Origin of the sequence: Rhodopseudomonas palustris (assembly GCF_013415845.1) — a bacterium.
GTDB classification, from domain to species: Bacteria; Pseudomonadota; Alphaproteobacteria; order Rhizobiales; family Xanthobacteraceae; genus Rhodopseudomonas; species Rhodopseudomonas palustris_F.
Genome location: NZ_CP058907.1, coordinates 4,291,546 through 4,310,956 on the forward strand (window position 1 = coordinate 4,291,546; position 19,411 = coordinate 4,310,956).

Here is a 19,411-nt window from a genome sequence, read left to right on the forward strand (position 1 = left end):
GAAAGAGCGTCAGTTGGTCTGCTGGATCGCGGCCAGTTCCCAGCTCGCGCCGGGGCGCCGGGTGAAGGTCCAGATCTCCGTGACCTCGATCGGCGTTTCGCTGCCGGCGACCAGACGATTGGTGCCGCGCTCCAGGGTCTTGTCGACCAGCGAGAACCGCATCGCCACGGTGGCGTAGTCGCTTTCGCCCTCACGCCAGGCTTCGGCGAGATCGCCCTGCAGCAGCTTCACGTCCGACACCTTGTTGATGTCGTTGGCGGCCTTGTTCTCCTCGAGATCCTTGGCGAAATACGATGCCATCTCCGGAGTGGCGAGCTGGCGCAGGCGATCGATGTCTTCGTTCGACCAGGCAGCCTGGATGTCACCCAGCAGCCGCTCGAACGCTTCATAGTCCTCCGGCTTGATCTCCAGCGGCCGGTCGTTGCTGGCACCGCCACCGAAACCGAAGCCGGTGCGATAGGCCGCCTGCGGACCCGGGCTCTGGGGGCCCTGGTTCATCGGCTGCGGACCCTGACCGGGCGCCTGCCCCGCCGCATAAGCCGGCTGCGGGTTATTGCGACGCTGCCACCAGCCCCAGGCCAGACGCGCCAGGATCACGACCAGCGCGACCTGCAGCACCAAGCCGATGATCGAGGCGAAGCTGCCGAGACCCGACAGGAAGCCGCCGCCGAACAGCATGCCGAGCAGGCCGGCGCCGAGGAAGCCGGCTGCAAGACCACCGAGCATGCCCATGCCCGGGCGGTTGAAGAAGCCGCCCTTGTTGGCTGCGGCGCCAGCGGCCGGACCGCTCATGCCGGGGCTGCCCGGCTGGCTATAGGTGCGGTTGAACGGCTGAGCGGCACCCGGAGCGGTGCTGGTGCTCGGCGGCGCCGAGAAGGTGCGCGAGCCGCGCGAACCGGAGCTCGAGCCGCCGCCGATGCGCGCGTCGGCCGCCGACGTCAGCGCCAACGACAGCGGCATCGCGAGCGACATCGCCACAGCAAGAGCGGTCACAAAGCCGCGGGTGCGGTGAAAGAAATTCATCTGACTCCCTCAATCCCCGGCAGGGGGAAGCTCCGTAGAAATGGGCACCGGCCTCCAAAAAGGAAGCGGGCGCGTCGTCGCACACCTGCGGCCCTCGGTCGCGGGGAGTACAGTGAACCTGACGAAGCGTTAAGGAACCGCCGCAGCGCTGCAACTGATCCGCAGCTGCGATCTGGCATCGCCGTAAGCCCTCGTCCTGCGCGGCCTTACGCCGGGCACCGCGTGTTGCGGTCGATCAGCGAGAAAGACGTCACGGGCAAGACGAAATCCGGCCATGACATCGTTGAGAAGAACGAAAGAAGCGAGCTGGCAGTGGCTCGCGTCCTGCCGCCCCCTCAACTTGCGCCCATCGTCTCCTTCACCTTCGCGACCAGCGCGCTGAGCGCGAACGGTTTGGCCAGGAAGGCGAACTGTTCGTTTTCCGGCAGGCTCTTTTCGAAGGCGTCCTCGGCATAGCCGGAGACGAAGATGATCTTCAGGTCCGGATTACGGCCGCGCATCGCTTTCAGCAGCGACGGGCCGTCCATCTCCGGCATCACCACGTCCGACACCACAAGATCGACCTCGCCGCTCACGGCGTCGAACTCCTCCAGCGCCTCAACGCCGTTGGAGGCTTCGATCACCTGATAGCCGCGCGAGCGCAGGCCGCGGGCGTTGAGCGACCGCAGGCCTTCTTCGTCTTCGACCAGCAGGATGGTGCCCTGCCCGGTCATGTCGGCGCGCGGCTTGGGAGCCGTCGGCGCCGGCTCGGGCGCGGCGGCGCTGACTGCAGGCGCTTCGGGCTGTGGTTCGGTCGCCGCGTCGTGGCGCGGCAGGTAGATGCGGAAAGTCGTGCCCTTGCCGATTTCGGAATCGACGTACACGAAGCCGCCGGTCTGCTTGATGATGCCGTACACTGTCGACAGCCCAAGCCCGGTGCCCTTGCCGACTTCCTTGGTCGAGAAGAACGGCTCGAAGATCTTGTCGACGATCTCCGGCGGGATACCGGTGCCGGTGTCCGAAACTTCGACGCAGACATAGTCCGCCGCCGGCATGCCGTTGTGGCCGAGCTGCGCGGCCTCGGAGGCGGTGACGTTGGCGGTGCGGATCGTCAGCTTGCCGCCGTCAGGCATCGCATCGCGAGCATTGACGGCGAGATTGACGATCACCTGCTCGAATTGCGAGACGTCGGCCTTGGTCCGCCACAGATCGCGGCCGTGCTGCATCTCCAGCGAGATCTTCTCGCCGATCAGCCGCTTCAAGAGGCGATCGATATCGGTCAGCGCCTCGCCGAGATCGAGCACCTGCGGGCGCAGTGTTTGTTTGCGCGAGAACGCCAGCAGCTGCCGCACCAGCGTCGCGGCGCGGGTGGCGTTCTGCTTGATCTGCATGATGTCCTGGAACGACGGATCGGTCGGCTTGTGCGCGTTCAGCAGGAAATCGTTGGCCATCATGATGGCCGACAGCACGTTGTTGAAGTCGTGCGCGATGCCACCGGCGAGCTGGCCGATGGTGTCCATTTTCTGCGCCTGGTTGACCTGGTTCTCCAACGCGCGGCGCTCGGTCGTTTCGAGCATGTGAACGATCGCCGCTTCGTTGTCGGTCTCGTCGCTGACAGCGGTCACGAAGAACTGGCCCCAGCGCTCCTTGGCGCTGGCGAGCATCACCTCGACCGGGGCGATGTCGGCCTGCCCCTTGGCGGCCTGCTCGATCGCACCCGCCAGCACCGCGCGATCGCGCGCCGAAGCCGCGGCGAGGATCGACTTCGACGCCACCGCGCCGGCCGGATCGAGGCTCTGCGCCAGCTTGGCAAGCCGCGCATTGGCCCGCACCACCGCCCCCGTTTTGTCGACGGTGGCGATCGCCATCGGGGTCTGGTCGAAGAACCGCATGAAGCGGATTTCGGCGGCGCGCTGCGGATCGAGCCGGTCGTCGCGGGCGCGGCTGATCACCAGCGTGCGCGACGGGCCGGGGGTGCCGTCGACGCCGAAGGCGAGCTTGTGATACAGCCGCACCGGCACGGTCTGGCCGCCGCGCTTTTTCAGGTCGATGTCGAAGACTTCGGTCTTTACCTCGCCCGGCTCGGGCACGATCGAGGTCAGCAGCGCGGCGCCGTCGCCGGACACGACGTCAGACAGCTTCAGGCCGCCGGAGCCGATCTCGGCGAGGTCGTGGTCGAGCCAGTTGGCCAGCGTGGCGTTGACGTAGACGAGGTTGCCGGCCGGATTGACCGAGAAGAACCCGCAAGGTGCATGATCGAGATATTCGATCGCATGCTGCAGGGTCTGGAACACGTCCTCCTGGCGCTCACGGTCGCGGGTGATGTCGGCGATCGACCACACCGTCTGCCGCGCCTCGCGCTTGCTGGTGCCCAGCGGGCGAACCCGCAGCCGCATCCAGCGGCCCTGGGTGCCGTCGGCGCCGGCGACCCGCACTTCCTCCTGCAACCGCCGTCCCTCGCGCGCCGCCTTGAGCAGCCGGAACACCGCCTCGGAGACGTCGGGATTGCCGATGAACACCCGCTCGACCGGCCGGACATCCTGCATTGTCGCGGCGCCGGTCAGCGCCAGATAGGTCGAGTTGGCATAGACGACGTGGCCGCCGGCGTCGGTCACCGCGATGCCGTCGAAAGCGTTTTCGGGAATCGCCCGCAGGATCGGATCTTCGGCGGCACGGTCGGCGAAGCCGATGATACCGGCCGCGAACGCGAACAGCATGAACAGACCGACCATCGCCAGCAGCGCCAGCAAGCCGAGAATGTAAGGCTGGGCGCCGGCTCGGCCGAGCGTCATGAATGCGACGGCCGCCGCCACGATGGCGCCGGCCAGCAGCAGCACCAGCGCAATACTGCCGCCGCGGCGGGCCGGCTCCGGCGACGCCGGACGCGGCTCGGGCGAAGCTTGTTGATCGTTGATGGTCATGGTCACCGAACCGGTCCCTTGCCCGCCGGGCACGCGGCGGCGCGGCTCCAACTGCCTGAATCGCGGCCGGAAACGCAAGACCATCCTCCGGCCCTTTCGCAGGCCTTCAAGGACAATCCGCTTCGGCCTTCCGCGCTAGGGCGGCGCGCCGCCCGCCCCGCTCCTCGCTGCGGATGCATCGCCCCGCTCAATTACTGCGGCCGGACCACGCCCGCTTCAGGTTCATGACGTAACCGATCACCTCGGCGACCGCCTGGTAGTGTTCGACCGGGATCTCATCGTCGATCTCCACCGTGGCGTACAACGCGCGCGCCAGCGGCACGTTCTCGACGATCGGCACGTCGTGTTCCTTGGCGACTTCGCGGATCTTGAACGCCACCGCGTCGACGCCCTTGGCGACGCAGATCGGCGCCGACATGCCGCGCTCGTATTTCAGCGCCACCGAGAAGTGGGTCGGGTTGGTGATAACCACCGACGCGTTCGGCACTTCGGCCATCATCCGCTTCTTCATCCGCTGGTAGCGGAGCTGCCGCAACCGGCCCTTGATGTGCGGATCACCTTCCGACTGCTTGAACTCTTCCTTGATCTCCTGCAGCGACATCTTCTGCTTCTCGTGCCACTGCCGATACTGGAAGAAGTAATCGCCGACCGCCACGAAGGCGAGCATCGCCACCACCGCGCCGAGCAGCTTCAGCGTCAACGCCACGGTGACGCCGAGCAGCGCGGAGACGTCCATCTTCAGCAGCGCGTCGAGCCGGTCGTGCTCGGGATACAGCACCGCCACCATCACGATGCCGAGCGCCACAATCTTGAACAGGCCCTTGAGGAAGTTGGCCATCGCCTGCTTGCCGAACAGCCGCTTGGCGCCTTCGAGCGGCGACAGCTTGCTGAATTTAGGCGTCAAAGCCTCGGCGGAAAACACCAGCCGGTGCTGGATCATATTGCTGGCGATCGCCACGATCACCAGCATCAACAGCGGAATGCCGATCGCCGCCAGCGTCGCGTAGGACAGGCTCTTGGCGAGCGCGATCAGCCCGTCGCCATCGACGCGCAGCATCCAGGACTTTTCGATCAGATTGCGCATCGGTGCGAGAATGCCGGTGCCGATCGACTCGTGAAACGAGGACAGCACCAGCGTCGCGCCAGCGATCAGGAACCAGGTATTGACCTCCTGGCTCTTGACGACGTCGCCGCGCTTCAATGCATCGTCGAGACGTTTTTGTGTCGGCTCTTCTGTTTTCTCGTCACTGTCCTCGGACATCGTTCAGCTCCGAACGACGCCGGGCGTCAGCGTGGCATCAGATCGTGCATCACGCCGCCGAAATAGCCGAGGAAGGCGCCCATCATCGTGGTCAGCACCACCGCAAGCACGATGAAGCCGATCACGATCGAAAGCGGCACGCCGACGAAATACACCTGCATCTGCGGCATCAGCCGCGCCAGCACGCCGAGCCCAATGTTGAACACCAGGCCGAACACCAGGAACGGTGCCGATAATTGCAGGCCGAGCTTGAACGCAGCCGCAAACGCCTTGGTGGCCAGCGCCGCAACGTCGCCGGTGTGCAGCAGTTCGCCCGGCGCGAACACCTTGTAGCTGTCGCTCAGCGCCTGGATCACCAGATAGTGCATGTCGGTGGCGAACAGCAGCGTGACGCCGAGCATCGTCAGAAAGTTGCCGACCACCACGCCCTGCTGGCCCTGCGTCGGATCGACCGCCGAGACGAAGCCGAGCCCGAGCTGCTGGGCGATCACCGCGCCCGCGACCTGCAGCGCCGACAGCGTCACCCTTGCGGTGGCGCCGAGCACGATGCCAACCGCAATCTCCTGCAGCATCAGCACCAATAGCGGCGTCAGCGACGACATATCGATCTGATAGGCCGAGCGATGCAGCGGCAGCATGATCAGCGTCAGCAATAGCGCGATCGACAGCTTCACCCGCGTCGGGATGTTGCTCTCGCCGAACGTCGGCATCAGCATCACCATCGCGCCGATGCGTGCGAACACCAGCATGAAGGTGGCGGCGAGCGCCGGCAGGAAGGTCAGGTCGATGCGCATCGCAGCCGTCTGATTCGGAGCGCGCGTCAGCCGGTCGTGCGCCCCGGCCGCGCGATGCGGCTACGGCGGATGCGACCAGCGAAGCGGCGCGGGCTCCGATCATGCGTCAACCGCCGATGATTCGCGATGAGATCCGCATCATCTGCGAGTGCAGCGCGTCGGCCATGAAGGGCAGCGCCAGCACCAGCGTGACGAACATCGCCAGGATTTTCGGCACGAACACCAGCGTCTGTTCCTGGATCTGGGTCAGCGCCTGGACCAGCGACACCGCGACGCCGACCACCAGGCCAACCACCATCAGCGGCGCCGATACCACGACGATGGTCCAGATCGCGTCACGGGCGACGTCGAGAGTTTCGGGGCCGGTCATGAGAAAATCCTTGTATCGAGCATTTGCTGCAGTGGTCCGGAGTACCGTCCGTCATTGCGAGCGAAGCGACGAAGCAATCCAGGATCTCTATGCAGAGGGCGCTGGGGTGCTTCGCTTCGCTCGCAATGAAGATGCGCTTTCAATCGGCAAGCCGCCGTCAGATCGGCATCCGCATGATTTCTTCGTAGGACTGGATCACCCGGTCGCGCACCGACACCAGCGTCGACACCGCGACGTCGGTTTCGGCGACCGCGGTCACCACATCCATCACGTTGGATTTGCCCGAGGCCATCGCCATCGACTGCGCGTCGGACTTGCGACCGGCGTCGAGCACGCTGCCCATCGCCTGCTTGACTAGATTGCCGAATGACGGAGCGTCTTCGCCCCCCTTGTCGGCGCCGGCCGGCTTGGCCAGACGGGCAAGGCTCGCATAGGCATTCGCTGCTGAAATCGGGGAGGCCATGGGTCAGTGTCCTGGTGCGATGCTGATGAAGCGGATCAGGCTTTGAGAATGTCGAGCGTGCGCTGGATCATCCGGCGGGTGGCGCTGATGACGTTGAGGTTGGCCTCGTAGGACCGCTGCGCGTCGCGCATGTCGGTCATTTCGATCACCGGATTGACGTTGGGGTACTTGACGTTGCCGTTGGCGTCGGCAGCCGGATTGGTCGGCTCATATTTGACGCGGAACGCCGAGGTGTCCGGCTTGACCCGGCCGAGCGCCACGACGCGGGCATCGAGCGTGCGGTCCAGCGCCGACGTGAAGGTCGGCACTTTGCGGCGATACGGATCGCCGCCGGGGTTCTGCGCCGTGGAGTCGGCGTTGGCGACGTTTTCCGAAATCACCCGCATCCGGCCCGCCTGCGCGCGCAGGCCGGAAGTGGCGATGCCCATCGAGCGGGCGAAGTCGTTGCCGTCGTCTGCCATGGTCTAGCCTCCCGGCGCTTCTCAGCGCTTGCCGATTGCGGTCTTGAGCAGGCCGAGACTGCGGCTGTAGAGCGAGGTCACGGCGGCGTAGTCCATCTGGTTGGACGAGACCTTCAGCATCTCGTCCTCGAGGTTCACGGCGTTGCCGGCCGGACGGGTCTGGAAGCCGCCGTTGTTGTTGGTGGAGAAGCTCGGCGAACCGCCCGGCGGGGTTAGATGCGACGCGCTGGTGCGCATCAGCGGCAGCGATCCGCCCGGACCGCCGGCGGCCTGGCCTTCCGGGGTGAATTTCGGCTCCACCAGATCCCGCGGCCGGAAGTTCGGCGTGTCGGAATTGGAGATATTTTCGGCAAGCACCTTCTGGCGCTCCTGATGCCACTGCATCTTGGTGCGCAACGCGTTCAGCTCGGGGAGATCGTTGATCGGCATAGCCGCCTCCGCCCCGGTCTTGCCGCCACGCGATTCCGCCGGGTAGGCAGAATTTGCCGCCCCTATGGTTAACGACTGGTTAAGAGGTTCGAGCTGCATGCCGGACGCAGTGGTAACTGCGGCGAAAACGGCACCAAACGCGGCCTGCCCGGCATGATTGGTGGATTATGAGAAGAAACGGATGGCAGTTCTTGCCGGGGATTATTAAGAAGGGAAGAGGCGGGCCGCCGCGCGTCACCGGAACTGGTCGCGTTCGCAATCCGGAATGGGCGCTTCCGGAAAGCGCCAGGGCGCCAGCGTTGTTTGCCGGGGATACAGCATGTCATCGCAGCCATTGATGTTTTTTCTCGCATTTCTGGCCGTTCTGGCGCTGATCGGCGCCGCCGCCTGGCTGGTACGCCGCTTCGCCGGCAATCGGCTCGGCACCAATGCCAGCCGCGGCCGGATGCCGAGGCTCGCCGTGATCGACGCCGCCGCCGTCGATGGCCGCCGCCGTCTGGTTCTGGTCCGGCGCGACAATGTCGAGCATCTGCTGATGATCGGCGGGCCGAGCGACATCGTGATCGAGCCCAACATCGTCCGCGCCACCCCGGCGCGCGATCCGCTGCCGACCCGCGCGGGCGTCGAGCCGCGCCTGACTGCGCCGGAGCCCGGCCAGTGGGAGGCCGATACCGCCGCCGAACTGCCGGAGCCGGAACTGCCGCCGCTGCCGACGCGACCGTTGCGCCCGGCGTTGGCAGAGGAGCCGCGTCGCGCGCCGCCCCCAATGCCGGAGCGCCGTCCGGCCGATCCGTTCGCCAGCCTGGTGCCTGAACCAATCGCCCGCCCCGAACCGCCGCTGCAGCCCCTGCCGCGTACCGAGCCGCCGATGCCGCGCGTCGAAGCACCAATCATGCGGGCTGAACCTCCGATCATGCGGGCGGACCCGCCGATCCTGCGGCCCGAGCCGCCGATCACGCGCCCTGAGCCCCCGGTATTGCGCCCCGAACCTCCCGTTCTGCGCCCGGAACCGCCGGTGCTGCGTCCAGAGCCGCCGCGCCCCGAGCCTCGAATGGAGCCGGCACCCCGTCCGCGCGCCGAGCCAGCAATGCCGCGCCCGCCGCGTCCCGAACCGAAGCCCGCCCCCGGCCCACTACGCACAGAGCGCCCGGCGCCGCCGCCCGCCCCCCCAGCCCCGCCGCCCACTCCCGCTGCGCCCGTCGCCGCAGCGCTTGCCACCGCGGACCAAAATCTCGCCGAGATGGCCAACCGCCTGGAAGCCGCGCTGCGCCGGCCGCCCAATGCGCCCGCAGAGCCCGCTCCGCCGGTCGCGCCGGAACCGCCAGCACGTCCCAATCCGCCGGCACCGCGCGCCGCCGAGCCTGCCACGGAAGAGCCGACCGCGGACACGTCTCCGGCCGCCGGCAAGACCGGGTTCGAGAGCCTCGAAGACGAAATGGCCGCGCTGCTCGGCCGCCCGAAGTCGCCTACGTGAGCGCCTCGACCGGCCCGCGTAGAGTTTTCATCAGTTCATCGGTTCTGATCATCGCGGTTCTCGCGATGATCGCGCCTGCGCAGGCCCAAGACATCAGCATCAATCTCGGCGGCAATAGCCCCGGCGTCACCGAGCGCGCGATCCAGCTGATCGCGCTGCTGACGGTGCTGTCGATCGCGCCGTCGATCCTGGTGATGATGACATCGTTCACCCGCATCGTCGTGGTGCTGTCGCTGCTGCGCACCGCGCTCGGCACCGCGACCGCACCGCCGAATGCGGTGATCATTGCGCTGGCGCTGTTCCTCACCGCGTTCGTGATGGGACCGACGCTGCAAAAATCTTATGACGAGGGCATCAAGCCGCTGATCGCCAACGAGATCGGCGTCGACGACGCGATGGTGCGGGCGTCCGGACCGCTGCGGATCTTCATGCAGAAGAACGTCCGCGAGAAGGATCTCAAGCTGTTCCTCGATCTGTCGGGCGAACCGCCGCCGGCGACGCCCGAAGATCTCTCGCTGCGCATCTTGATGCCGGCGTTCCTGATCTCGGAGCTGAAGCGCGCCTTCGAGATCGGCTTCCTGCTGTTCCTGCCCTTCCTGATCATCGACCTGGTCGTCGCATCGATCCTGATGTCGATGGGCATGATGATGTTGCCGCCCGTCGTGGTGTCGCTGCCGTTCAAGCTGATCTTCTTCGTCCTTGTCGACGGCTGGTCTCTGGTCGCCGGCAGCTTGGTGCAAAGCTACACCGGCGGCGGATAGTCTCGCCGAGATCGCCGCTGCTGATATCGCCTGCTCTCCCGGGTCATTCCGGCGCACGCGCAAAAGCGTGTGAACCCGAGCGCTCAGCTGCGCACAACAACCTCCAGATTCCGGGTTCGCTCGCTTGCGCGAGCGCCCCGGAATGACAGTGGGGACGGCGAAGGAAGCGCTACCGCGTCGCCTGAATGGCGCGGATCTTTGGCGGCACCTGGGGCAGCGTGCCGGTGGCGGTGAGATCGGCGCCCGGCGGCGGGTTGGCGCGGGCGCTGGCGTCGGGGAAGCGCTGCTTCATCTCGCGCAGGAAGCCTTCGAGCGTATCGACGCCGGCGGCCATCTTGGCGATCGCGGCAAACGCAGCGCTGTTGCCGGCGCTCGGCTGGCTCGCAATGTCGAAGGCCGCGCGATCGGCCGGATCGGTCATCAGCGGCGCAAATTTCTCGCGGAAGCGATCGAGGCCGAGTGCGTCTTCGGCCAGCGCATAGCCGACTACGGCGCGGATCACGTCGCTCTTCTCGGCGGCCGACAGCGGCGTGAAGTCCTTCCAGCGGTCACCGAGATACAGTTCAATCTGCTCGGAGGATTCGCGCCAGCGCCGCGCCGCCCAGTAGATGTCGGAGCGCAGCCGGATCGCTTCGCGCCCACTGATGTTGCTGATAATGTCGAGCGCCAGATCGTGGCGGCCGATGTCGCTCTGCGCACGCGCCTCGAGTAACAGCCGCTGCTGACGCAATTCACCGGCGAGATCGGCGATGCGCGAGGAATGCAGCGCACCGATGGCGCGATCCGGTTTGCGGTTCATCAGGTAGATCATCGCCAGCTTGGCGGCGACCTGCGCGCGCGCCGCGCCTTCGAGACGCTTGTCAACCTGGTACTGCAACAGCTCACTGGCCTGATCGAGCAGATCGACGGCAACCAAACGGTCGGCAAGCCGGCGGATCATCTCGTCGCCGCGCCGGCCGATCGGCGTCAGCTCGCGATACTCGTAGAACATCGCCAGCGCTTCGATCGGCGGCAAGTCGTCGCCCTTGCTTCCAAGGAAGATCTGCGCGAACAGCGCGCGGGCATCGTCCTGCGCCTTGCGGGCAGCTTCCGAATTCGGCGCAAGCTGGGTCGCAACCCGGGCCGCCTGCAGCGAATCCTGATAGCGGCCAGCGTCGGCGTACATCTTGGTCAGCAGTTGCTGAGTGTTCACTTCGAGCTGGTCGCCGCGCCAGTTCACCGACAGTCGCTCCAGATCTGGCAGAGCTTCCGCAGGCGTCAATTCTTCGCGCTTCAGCCGCAGCACGATCTCGCGAAACCGCGCTTCGGCGGCGGCCTGACGGTCGGGCGAAGCCATCGCGTCCTTGTACTTCTTCAGCGCTTCCGGCTCGCGGCCCAGCGCTTCGTCGAGCCAGCCGCGCATCACTGCGACCTGCGGCTTGATCTCCGGCGGGATGCCGACCAGATCAAAATCGGTGCTGAGCTTGGCGGCGCCCGAATAGTCACGCACTTCGAGCGAGGCACGCATCGCCGCGGCGAGCACTGCACGCTGGATATCGAGCGGCAGCGCCGTGATGGCGAACTGCACGCTCTTCAGCTTCTCGCGCGCCTCGGCCCATTTGCCTTGCCGCGCCAGCGCCACGCCCTTCCACATCTGCGCGTCGTAGGTCGAAGCGATCGCCGGGTTAGCGACGTCCTTCAACGTCTGCTCCGGCCGCTGCATCAGCGCGCTCGCGGCCGCATGGCCGAGCATCGTGGCGGCATCTTCCTGGCCGGGCTTGATGGCGGACAGCGCGAGATCGAGCACGCCCTTGGCTTCGGGGTAGAGGCCGCGCGCCATGTAGAACCGCGCAAGATCGAGCCGCGCCGGCAGCTTGTCGTCGCCGCCGGCAACCGACGCGGCATTGAGACGCTCGTCGAGCATGTCCTTGAAGCTGCCAGTCTGATCCTTGGCCCACTGCCGGACATCGAAGAACGGCTTCTCGGACGCAGCATCACCGCCGGTCTCTGCGGCGGAGGACAGCGTCAGGCCACCAGGCCGCGTCAGCAGAACGGCGTCGGGGGTGGTCTCGACGGTGACGTCATCGGACTTCAGCTCGACAACAACGCCGTGGATCGATTCCAGCAGATTGAACTCGACGAAGTTCTGCCGCTTGATGAAGCCGCGCGGCGGCGGCAGCGCGGTAACCACCGTCAGCGTATCGCCGGCGTCGGGATCGGCCAGCTTCTGCACTTGGCCTAGCGCAGGCAACGACACCGAAACGCTGGCGCGTGTCGGATCGGCAATGTTGCGCACCGCGGACAGCGGCTGCGAAGCCGCGCGGCCGGCATCGGCAAGCGTCACAGTCCAACCTTTGCCCGCACCGTCGTCTTCAGTGAGCGTCGCGATCTGCGGGCGGCTGAGCCGGATGCGAATTGCTTGTCCGTTGGCGAGCGGGACGCGGCTGGCGTCGCTGACCACCGCACTGCCCTCACGGCGGATGGCCGACAGATCAAACGCCGCGGTGTTGTCGAGGACCAGCCACAACACGTCGCCGCGCCGGAACAGCGCCGCCGGCGTTGGAGCCGAAAATGCAAAGCTGAGGCGCAGCCCATCGGTGTTCATTCGCACTTCGACCGGCCGTCCCTCGTTCGAGACTGGCTTCGCGGCTGCTGCGGGCGGAGGCGTGGGAGCCTGAGGCACAGCCGGAGCGGTCTGCGGCGGTGCGATGGTGGGCGCAGCAGGCCCTGCTGGCGCGGCAGCGACTTCGCCACCTTTGGCAGGCGGACCGGCCGGCGACGGCGTCGCCGAGGGGCCCGCCACAGACGGAGACGGCGCAGCAGCAGGTGCAGGCTGCGGGCCGGCCGGCGTCGCCGGCTTCATGGCCTTGGCTTCCGACGGAGCCGGCGCGGGCTTGGCTTCCGGCTTGTGATCGGCCTCCTTGGCGTCTGCCTTGTGGCCTGAATCCTTGGCGTCGGGCTTGTGGCCGTTCTCAGCCTTGGGCTCCTGCTTCTGGATCTCCGCCTGCAGCGCCTTCGGATCGAGCTTGCCGATCTCAGGCAGCTTCAGCGCCTGCGGCCCCATGGTCTGGCCCGACTCGGCGCCGCCCGGCTGGAAGCCGACATCGATGATGAAGTTCTTCTCTTCGCGGAACGAATGCACATCAGCGCCGCCGATCAGCGTGAAGTCGACGGTGGAATTGCCGCCGTCCATGTTCTGCGCGATCGAAGCGACACTCGGCGGCGAGGCGAGCTGCGCGTCGGCGAGGTCGAAGGTCAGCGGAGTGTTGAATTGCACCGACAGCTTGCGGTCGGTCAGCGTCGACGCCACCCGCACGTCGGACGGCACTTCGAAGACGTAGCGCACGAAGGTCGGCTGCACCGAGGTCCGCACCCGGATCGGTGGTCGCTTCTTCACTTCGGCGGTAGCACGCTGGGCCTTCAGCGCGCGCTCGGCGGCGCGGGCACGTTCGGCCAGTTCCTTGACGACGTCTTGCGGCAGTCCGGGCGGCGCGCCCGTCCAGTTCTCCGGCAACAGGTCGACGAACAGCCGTTCTCCGGCTGCCATCGCATTGACAGTGAGCTTGCGCGTCAGTGCCAAGCGGAGCGCATAACCGTCCGGATCGAGGCGCGCCGAACCGATATAGCCGGGCGCGGAATCGGCGAGCTTGTCGACCGGAATGTCGATCGGTCGCTTGAAGCGGATCACCACGATCAGGCCTGCTGTGGCGACGTCGGACTCGACGTCCTCGGCCATCTTGAGCAGCAGCCGCCCGTATCCGCCTTTCGCTTCGAAGCTGGCTTCGCCGCGGACCTGCGCGGCCGCGGGCGCAACGGTCAGCGCGGCCGCGATCAGCAACAATAGGCCGGCAAGGCAGAGTCGTACGACGCGCCTGACCAGCGCCTGTGACCAAACTCCAGCGGCAGCCATCCGCGCCATCCGTCGTGTCTTTCAGTCAACGACTCTGTCGTCTGCCGGTCCTAGGCGGCTTCGCCGCCAACAATGATACTGCGCTTCACGCATGCGCGTCGGCGCGGCGGAAGCGCGCAGAACCGCAGCCTGCCCCACTAGGGCACAAAAGCCGTTAACGGTGGTTTAACCATCGTCGACTGCGGCAGGCTTGCCTGCCTCGGCTCGGCATCGCGCGTTCACAATCAGAGATTTAGATTGTCGAGGTAAACACGTTTTTGATAGTGATGCAGAAGGCGGGGAGCGCAACCGCCTGAACCATCCTTTCGTGTGACCGCGATCGCCGTGCCCTGCCCGCCACGCCGTTGTCGGCCGTCCTAACGGACGCCAACGACGCGTCGACGCTCCGGACCGGCTCCCGCCAACAACGGAACGTGAACGATCGAAGCTGCGCGCGCCGCCGATCTGGCGCTCACACGTCACTGGGAATTGGACTGACGACCGCCATGCTGCTGAAGGGTCTCTACAAGGTCGAATTCGAAACACCGCGGCGCAAAGCCGTCGGCGTGATTTTCGCATCCGATGGCCGTCTGCACGGCGGCAGTTCGGCATTCGCCTATATCGGCGCATACGAGCAGCAAGGCCAAACCATCCAAGGCACCATCACGGCGCGCCGGCACACCAGCGATCCGGCGATCCAGTCGGTGTTCGGCGTCGACGAGGTGCGGGTCGACTTCCACGGCTCAACGATCGGCGACTACGCGCAGGTCGAAGGCATGGCGGCAGAAGCCCCGTCGCTCGGCTTCAAGGCGTTGCTGACAAGGATCAGCCAATAGCTCGAGAACGCATGATCGTGCCCTGCACGTCAGGTCACGACGAACTCGCCCCACGCCAACCGGCGATCGCGTCGGGGGTCAGCCTGCTCGCGGTCGGCATGATCGAAGATCCGCGTCATGCGCCGGTCGAGATCGTAGGTTGACCAGCTCGGCCGGGCACCGCGGACGAAACCGAGAAGGTCGCTCTGAAAGCGGCCGCTCATCTCTCGCGAGGCCCTTTTCCTGAACAGGTCCAGCTTTCCCAAATCGCCCTCACCGGTTGTTCCGAACAACATCGGTAAATCGAGGCCGTGGGTGGCAGCGCCGAAGATCAACCGCGTCAACGGCGTCGCATAGTCGAACCGATAGGCCCAGCAGGGTGCTACCCGAGCGTGGCCCTCCGCAATCAGCACAGATGGATGCCAGAAGGTGAAGTCGCCTCCGACATCGATCGCCGCGCGCTTGGACGGATAGCCACGATAGACCGACGCGATCCGTTCGCGGACGGCCCAATCGGCTCGCTTGAACATGTCCTCCAGCCGATTTGGTCGGGTGGCGATCACCGTAAGCACCTTGTCCAGAATAGCTCCCTCGCGCGACATCGTGCCGATCACGAGCGGTACTGGATGCGCCTTCCCCAGACGAATCGCATCAATCGGGGAGAAAGGTAGGAAGTCGCCGTCCACCACCGGCGAAGTGGGCAGCATTCCGGCAATGGCATCCGGCGCCACGTCGTAGAAGAAGCGGCTGGACGCCTCGCAAAGCGTCTCGGCCGAAAGCTGCTTCAATGCATGGGAGACTGCGGCCTTGTCGTCCGGATCGAGCCCCAGCAGTTTAACAATCTCTGCGGCCCAGGCTCGATGCCTCTCTGGCCCAAAAGCCGACCCCGCGTTCGGACTCATCGCAATGGCCCGGTGGAAGAGCCCAGCGGCGGATGGAATACACATCAAGGTGACGACGGACATCGCTCCCGCCGACTGTCCGACGATCGTCACGCGATCCGGGTCGCCGCCGAAGGCTGATATGTTGCGCTTGATCCATCCGAGCGCTGTGACCTGATCACGCAAGCCCGGATTGCTCTGGATCGGGCTTTCCGGCGTCGACCACGCGGAGAAATCGGAGAAGCCGAAGACGCCGACGCGATAATTGAAACTCACGTAGATCACGTCGCCGGATTTCACCAGCCCATCGCCGCGGTACAGCGGAGCTCGGGTGCCACCGACCGAAAAGCCGCCGCCGTAGATCCAGACGACAACGGGGCGAAGGTTGCCGCTCGGTTGGAGCGGCGCCGAAACATTGACGGTCAGACAGTCCTCTGAGATCGGCGTCGTCTTTCCGGCTCCGCCGATCGCCTCGTATCCCCTTTTCTGCATCGGGATCGGACCGAACTTGGAAGCGTCGCGCACGCCTTGCCAAGCATTGGGAGGCTGCGCCGCGTTGAAGCGCAGTGCACCAGCAGGCGCGGCAGCGAACGGAATACCGCGCCACGTCCTCACGCCATCGGCGACGATCCCACGAATGGAGCCGCATTCAGTCTCAACGAGTAGGTCACTGTCTTGATGATGATCGGACATTCGAGACCTCGTGTGATCAGCAACGTCATCGTGAGTTGGAGCAGCTTGATGGTTCGCGGCGCGCCGCTAAGAACAGCGCGATCCGCTGACGAGCGAGCGCCAAGGCCTCATCCGTAACGGCGCACGGACAGAGCCCCAGGGCCGCCGCCCGCATGCGGGGGCCGACCACCAGATCCCAGAGGATCTGTGCATCAACCTCCGGGTCAGCACCGATCGAGCTCAGCACGGCATCAAGCCGGCTCATCGCGCGAAGCCGCACATCCTCCAGCACCGGGACGATTTGCGGAAACCGCACCGCCTCCGCGAGGAACCTGCGTTCCATGGCGATGATATCGGGGTGCAGGAAGTAGTTGAGAAGAACGACACAGATATCGAACAACTGCTCCGCGGGCGGACGATCGTCCGGCTCCACCGGTGGAAGCGCGTCGATCCTGGATGCCGCGTAGTTGTTCGCAGCCGCTCGGAACAACTCCGCCTTGGATGGAAAGCGGCTGTAGAGACTGCGCTTGGCAACGCCCAGCCGCACGGCCAATTCGTCAATCGTCGTTTCGGCAAAGCCCTTTTCGAGAAACATCTCGATCGCCACCGCGATAATGCGCTCCGTCAGTTCTTCCGACTGCTCGAGCGTTGGACGTCCACGCCGGCTCATTCCACCTCACGACCATTGCCCGAACGATCCTATGGAGCAGATCAGCCATTAATGCAACGATACCGTTGCATTAAATTTCGACAAACCAAATCGGCTGGTGGCTGGCGCAGCATCCAGCGGTCCAGGCAAATTTTGCGAATGATCCAAGCGGCTTAGGTGCGGTTCGAAACAGATAGCCTACTGCCGGGGCGTTGGGCGGCCTTCGATCTTCGGCAGCACCGCAACCGATGCCGACACCGACGCCTTCCCGGTGGCGCGCCGCGCCATTTCAACGGTGAGCTTCTCGGCGGCTTCGGCCGACATCAGGCCGAGGATGTCGGACATCTTCCGCGGCGCGATCTGGGTGGCGATCTCGATCAGCACCGGCATTTCCAGACGATCGAAGATTTTCGCCGCATCCTTCGGCTTCATCGACTCGTACATCGTGACGATGCCCTTGAAACGCGCAGCTTCGGCTTCCGATTTCTCCTCGGTCGCCTTGCCGATCTGGCCCTCGGTCTCCTTCATCTCCTGGACCTTGGACTCGATCCGCTTTTCCGCGGCCTTGAGCAGGCTCTCGCGGATCTCGACTTCGCGGGCACGCGCTTCCAGCTCCTGGCGGCGCGCCTGCAGCCGCTCGAGGATCGCACGTTCGGACGCGGAGATCGCCGGTGTCTCGGGCTCGGTCTCGGCTGGCTTGGTCTGTTCCGGCGGCGCGACCGCGGGCTTCTCTTCTTCCTTCTTCTTCGGCTCGCCATGCACCGAGCCGGTGATGTCGGGATCGATCGGCTTCCGTCCGGGGAAGTTCAGGTTCTCCTGGGCCCATGACGGCTTGGTCGCGTTCGGATCGTAATCGAACACGTAGCCGCCATCGAGCACCAGTCCGGCGATCTTCAGCACAGCAAGGCCGAAGACCGCGACCAGAACCACCGGAAGGATGCGGATATCCCGAAGTGCGTTCATGCAGCCAAGCCGTTATGTCGCCTGCGTTCCGCAAAAGCCTGCGCCGCCGCCGCATTGGCCTGCGCCGCCGACACCGCCGCCGGCTGCTCGCCCCCGGGGCGCGCCGCCGCGACGATTTTTGACAAGCGCCGCAGCACATTGTCGCCTTCACCGAGCTGCTTCTTGAGCTGGTCGGACAGCGCGGACGCGGCGGCGATGTCGCGGCCGAGGTTTTCGTTGACCTCGCGCACCGTGAGCTTGAGGCCGCCGATCGCACGCTCGGCGATTTCGGTGACGGTGATCAGCTCGCCGATCGTCGCCTTCAACGATTGCTCGTCGGCCTTCAGCCGCAGCAGCCGCTTGTTGAGCAGCCAGCAATAACCGACGGTGACAAGGAGCAGAACGGCGACCAGGCTTTCGATCACGATTGCGAAAATGTGGCTCATTGTGCCTCCATCATTTTGCTCTGCTCGTCGGTGCGTTCGAACATGGCGTAGGTGGTGAGCGGCTTGCGCAGCGGTTTGGTGACGCGAATGGCGACGCGGTCGCCGACCCGGCCCATCCGGCCTTCGGTGAGCACGACGCTGCCGCACCGCACCGCCACCGTGGCGTCGGCGCGCAGCTCCAGCGGCAGGGTGTCGCCGACCTGCAGCGCCATTAATTGCCGCAGCGGCAATTCGGCTTCGTACAGCACGGCGTCGACCGAAATATCGGCCTGCACGATCTCGGTGGCGAGGTGGCCTTCCCAGACCTGATCACGGCCGAACTTTTCGCCCATGAACATCTGCATCAGCACGCCGCGGATCGGTTCGATCGTGGCGTAGGGCAGCAGCAACTCGATGTTGCCGCCGCGGTCTTCCATGTCGATGTGCAGGCGGACCAGGATCGCGGCGTTGGCAGGCCGGCTGATCGCGGCGAAGCGCGGATTGGTCTCGAGCCGGTCGATGCTGAACGACACCGGCGACAGCGGCCGGAAAGCCTGTTCGGCGTCGGCGAGCACCACTTCGAGCAGCCGCTTCACCAGATTGGTCTCGATCGTGGTGTAGGGCCGACCTTCGATGCGCAGCGCGGCCTGACCGCGGCGGCCGCCGAGCAGCACGTCGATCATCGAATAGATCAGGCTGGAGTCGACGGTGGCGAGCCCGAAGTTCTGCCACTCCTCGGCCTTGAACACGCACAGCACCGCGGGCAGCGGGATCGAGTTCATGTAGTCGCCGAACCGGACCGAAGTGATGCGGTCGAGCGAGACTTCGACGTTGTCCGAGGTGAAGTTGCGCAAGCTGGTCGTCATCAACCGCACCAGGCGGTCGAAGACGATTTCGAGCATCGGCAGACGCTCGTAGGAGACCATCGCGGAATCGATGATCGCGCGGATGCCGGAGTTCTCGTCGAGGTGCACCTCGCCGACGCTGAAGCCGAGGAGATTGTCGATCTCCTCCTGCGACAGCACCCGCTCGCCGCCGTTCTTGCCGCCGCCGAGATCGCGGCCGCCATCCTCGACCATGGCGGCCCATTGCTCCGCCATCGTCCCGGTAAGTTCGTTCTCCGCTGCCGCCTTTGCCGCGGCCTCGGGATCCTCCGACGCCATGGAGGCTTCCCATTGGGCGGCAATTGCGTCCTGGTCGAGTTGGTCCTGGCCGGCCATGTC

General features: G+C 65.7%; 17 protein-coding genes. 3 read left to right on the forward strand and 14 right to left on the reverse strand.

Going from position 1 to position 19,411, the window contains the following annotated elements:
* Positions 1-9: 9 nt before the first annotated feature.
* The 8 genes from HZF03_RS19620 to flgB form a co-directional block, all read right to left on the reverse strand.
* Positions 10-1,023, reverse strand: coding sequence for a Tim44 domain-containing protein (locus HZF03_RS19620; protein WP_012497249.1), 1,014 nt, complete (start codon positions 1,021-1,023; stop codon positions 10-12).
* Positions 1,024-1,358: 335 nt separating this feature from the next.
* The gene (gene cckA, locus HZF03_RS19625) at positions 1,359-3,923 is read right to left on the reverse strand and encodes a cell cycle histidine kinase CckA (protein WP_420853861.1); all 2,565 of its coding nucleotides are present in this window, start codon (positions 3,921-3,923) and stop codon (positions 1,359-1,361) included.
* Between the two features lie 187 nt (positions 3,924-4,110).
* Entirely contained in the window at positions 4,111-5,184 is a 1,074-nt protein-coding gene (flhB, locus tag HZF03_RS19630) for a flagellar biosynthesis protein FlhB (RefSeq protein ID WP_119019028.1), read from the reverse strand.
* 26 nt (positions 5,185-5,210) lie between these two features.
* On the reverse strand, positions 5,211-5,978 hold the full coding sequence (gene fliR / locus HZF03_RS19635) for a flagellar biosynthetic protein FliR (RefSeq protein WP_011159420.1): 768 nt from the start codon (positions 5,976-5,978) through the stop codon (positions 5,211-5,213).
* Between the two features lie 106 nt (positions 5,979-6,084).
* Positions 6,085-6,348, reverse strand: a complete 264-nt coding sequence (gene fliQ / locus HZF03_RS19640; RefSeq protein ID WP_011159421.1) for a flagellar biosynthesis protein FliQ — start codon at positions 6,346-6,348, stop codon at positions 6,085-6,087.
* A gap of 157 nt (positions 6,349-6,505) precedes the next feature.
* Positions 6,506-6,811, reverse strand: a complete 306-nt coding sequence (fliE, locus tag HZF03_RS19645) for a flagellar hook-basal body complex protein FliE (protein ID WP_011159422.1) — start codon at positions 6,809-6,811, stop codon at positions 6,506-6,508.
* 35 nt (positions 6,812-6,846) lie between these two features.
* Positions 6,847-7,272: a flagellar basal body rod protein FlgC gene (gene flgC / locus HZF03_RS19650; RefSeq protein ID WP_011159423.1), complete on the reverse strand. Its 426-nt coding sequence runs from the start codon at positions 7,270-7,272 to the stop codon at positions 6,847-6,849.
* 21 nt (positions 7,273-7,293) lie between these two features.
* Positions 7,294-7,701: a flagellar basal body rod protein FlgB gene (flgB, locus tag HZF03_RS19655; protein ID WP_012497251.1), complete on the reverse strand. Its 408-nt coding sequence runs from the start codon at positions 7,699-7,701 to the stop codon at positions 7,294-7,296.
* Positions 7,702-8,020: 319 nt separating this feature from the next.
* On the opposite strand from flgB, the gene HZF03_RS19660 reads away from it, so the two are divergent.
* Positions 8,021-9,175, forward strand: a complete 1,155-nt coding sequence (locus HZF03_RS19660; RefSeq protein WP_119019029.1) for a flagellar biosynthetic protein FliO — start codon at positions 8,021-8,023, stop codon at positions 9,173-9,175.
* Entirely contained in the window at positions 9,172-9,936 is a 765-nt protein-coding gene (gene fliP, locus HZF03_RS19665) for a flagellar type III secretion system pore protein FliP (RefSeq protein ID WP_011159426.1), read from the forward strand. The genes HZF03_RS19660 and fliP overlap by 4 nt, the downstream gene beginning before the upstream one ends.
* Positions 9,937-10,105: 169 nt before the next feature.
* Here the strand turns inward: fliP and HZF03_RS19670 are convergent, their stop codons facing one another.
* Positions 10,106-13,834 carry a tetratricopeptide repeat protein gene (locus tag HZF03_RS19670; RefSeq protein WP_119019030.1) on the reverse strand — a complete coding sequence of 1,243 codons (3,729 nt, stop codon included), beginning with the start codon at positions 13,832-13,834 and terminating at the stop codon, positions 10,106-10,108.
* Between the two features lie 476 nt (positions 13,835-14,310).
* On the opposite strand from HZF03_RS19670, the gene HZF03_RS19675 reads away from it, so the two are divergent.
* The gene (locus HZF03_RS19675) at positions 14,311-14,640 is read left to right on the forward strand and encodes a GrlR family regulatory protein (RefSeq protein ID WP_011159428.1); all 330 of its coding nucleotides are present in this window, start codon (positions 14,311-14,313) and stop codon (positions 14,638-14,640) included.
* Between the two features lie 29 nt (positions 14,641-14,669).
* Here the strand turns inward: HZF03_RS19675 and HZF03_RS19680 are convergent, their stop codons facing one another.
* From HZF03_RS19680 to fliM, 5 genes are all read right to left on the reverse strand, one after another.
* Positions 14,670-16,193, reverse strand: coding sequence for a carboxylesterase/lipase family protein (locus tag HZF03_RS19680; protein ID WP_179906197.1), 1,524 nt, complete (start codon positions 16,191-16,193; stop codon positions 14,670-14,672).
* A 25-nt stretch (positions 16,194-16,218) separates the two neighbouring features.
* Positions 16,219-16,842 carry a TetR/AcrR family transcriptional regulator gene (locus tag HZF03_RS19685; RefSeq protein WP_119019672.1) on the reverse strand — a complete coding sequence of 208 codons (624 nt, stop codon included), beginning with the start codon at positions 16,840-16,842 and terminating at the stop codon, positions 16,219-16,221.
* A gap of 177 nt (positions 16,843-17,019) precedes the next feature.
* On the reverse strand, positions 17,020-17,784 hold the full coding sequence (locus HZF03_RS19690; RefSeq protein WP_119019671.1) for a MotE family protein: 765 nt from the start codon (positions 17,782-17,784) through the stop codon (positions 17,020-17,022).
* Positions 17,781-18,209, reverse strand: coding sequence for a DUF6468 domain-containing protein (locus tag HZF03_RS19695; protein ID WP_011159432.1), 429 nt, complete (start codon positions 18,207-18,209; stop codon positions 17,781-17,783). Before HZF03_RS19695 ends, HZF03_RS19690 begins: the two co-directional genes overlap by 4 nt.
* Complete coding sequence (gene fliM / locus HZF03_RS19700) at positions 18,206-19,408, reverse strand: flagellar motor switch protein FliM (protein ID WP_011159433.1); 1,203 nt, start codon at positions 19,406-19,408, stop codon at positions 18,206-18,208. Before fliM ends, HZF03_RS19695 begins: the two co-directional genes overlap by 4 nt.
* Positions 19,409-19,411: the final 3 nt, after the last annotated feature.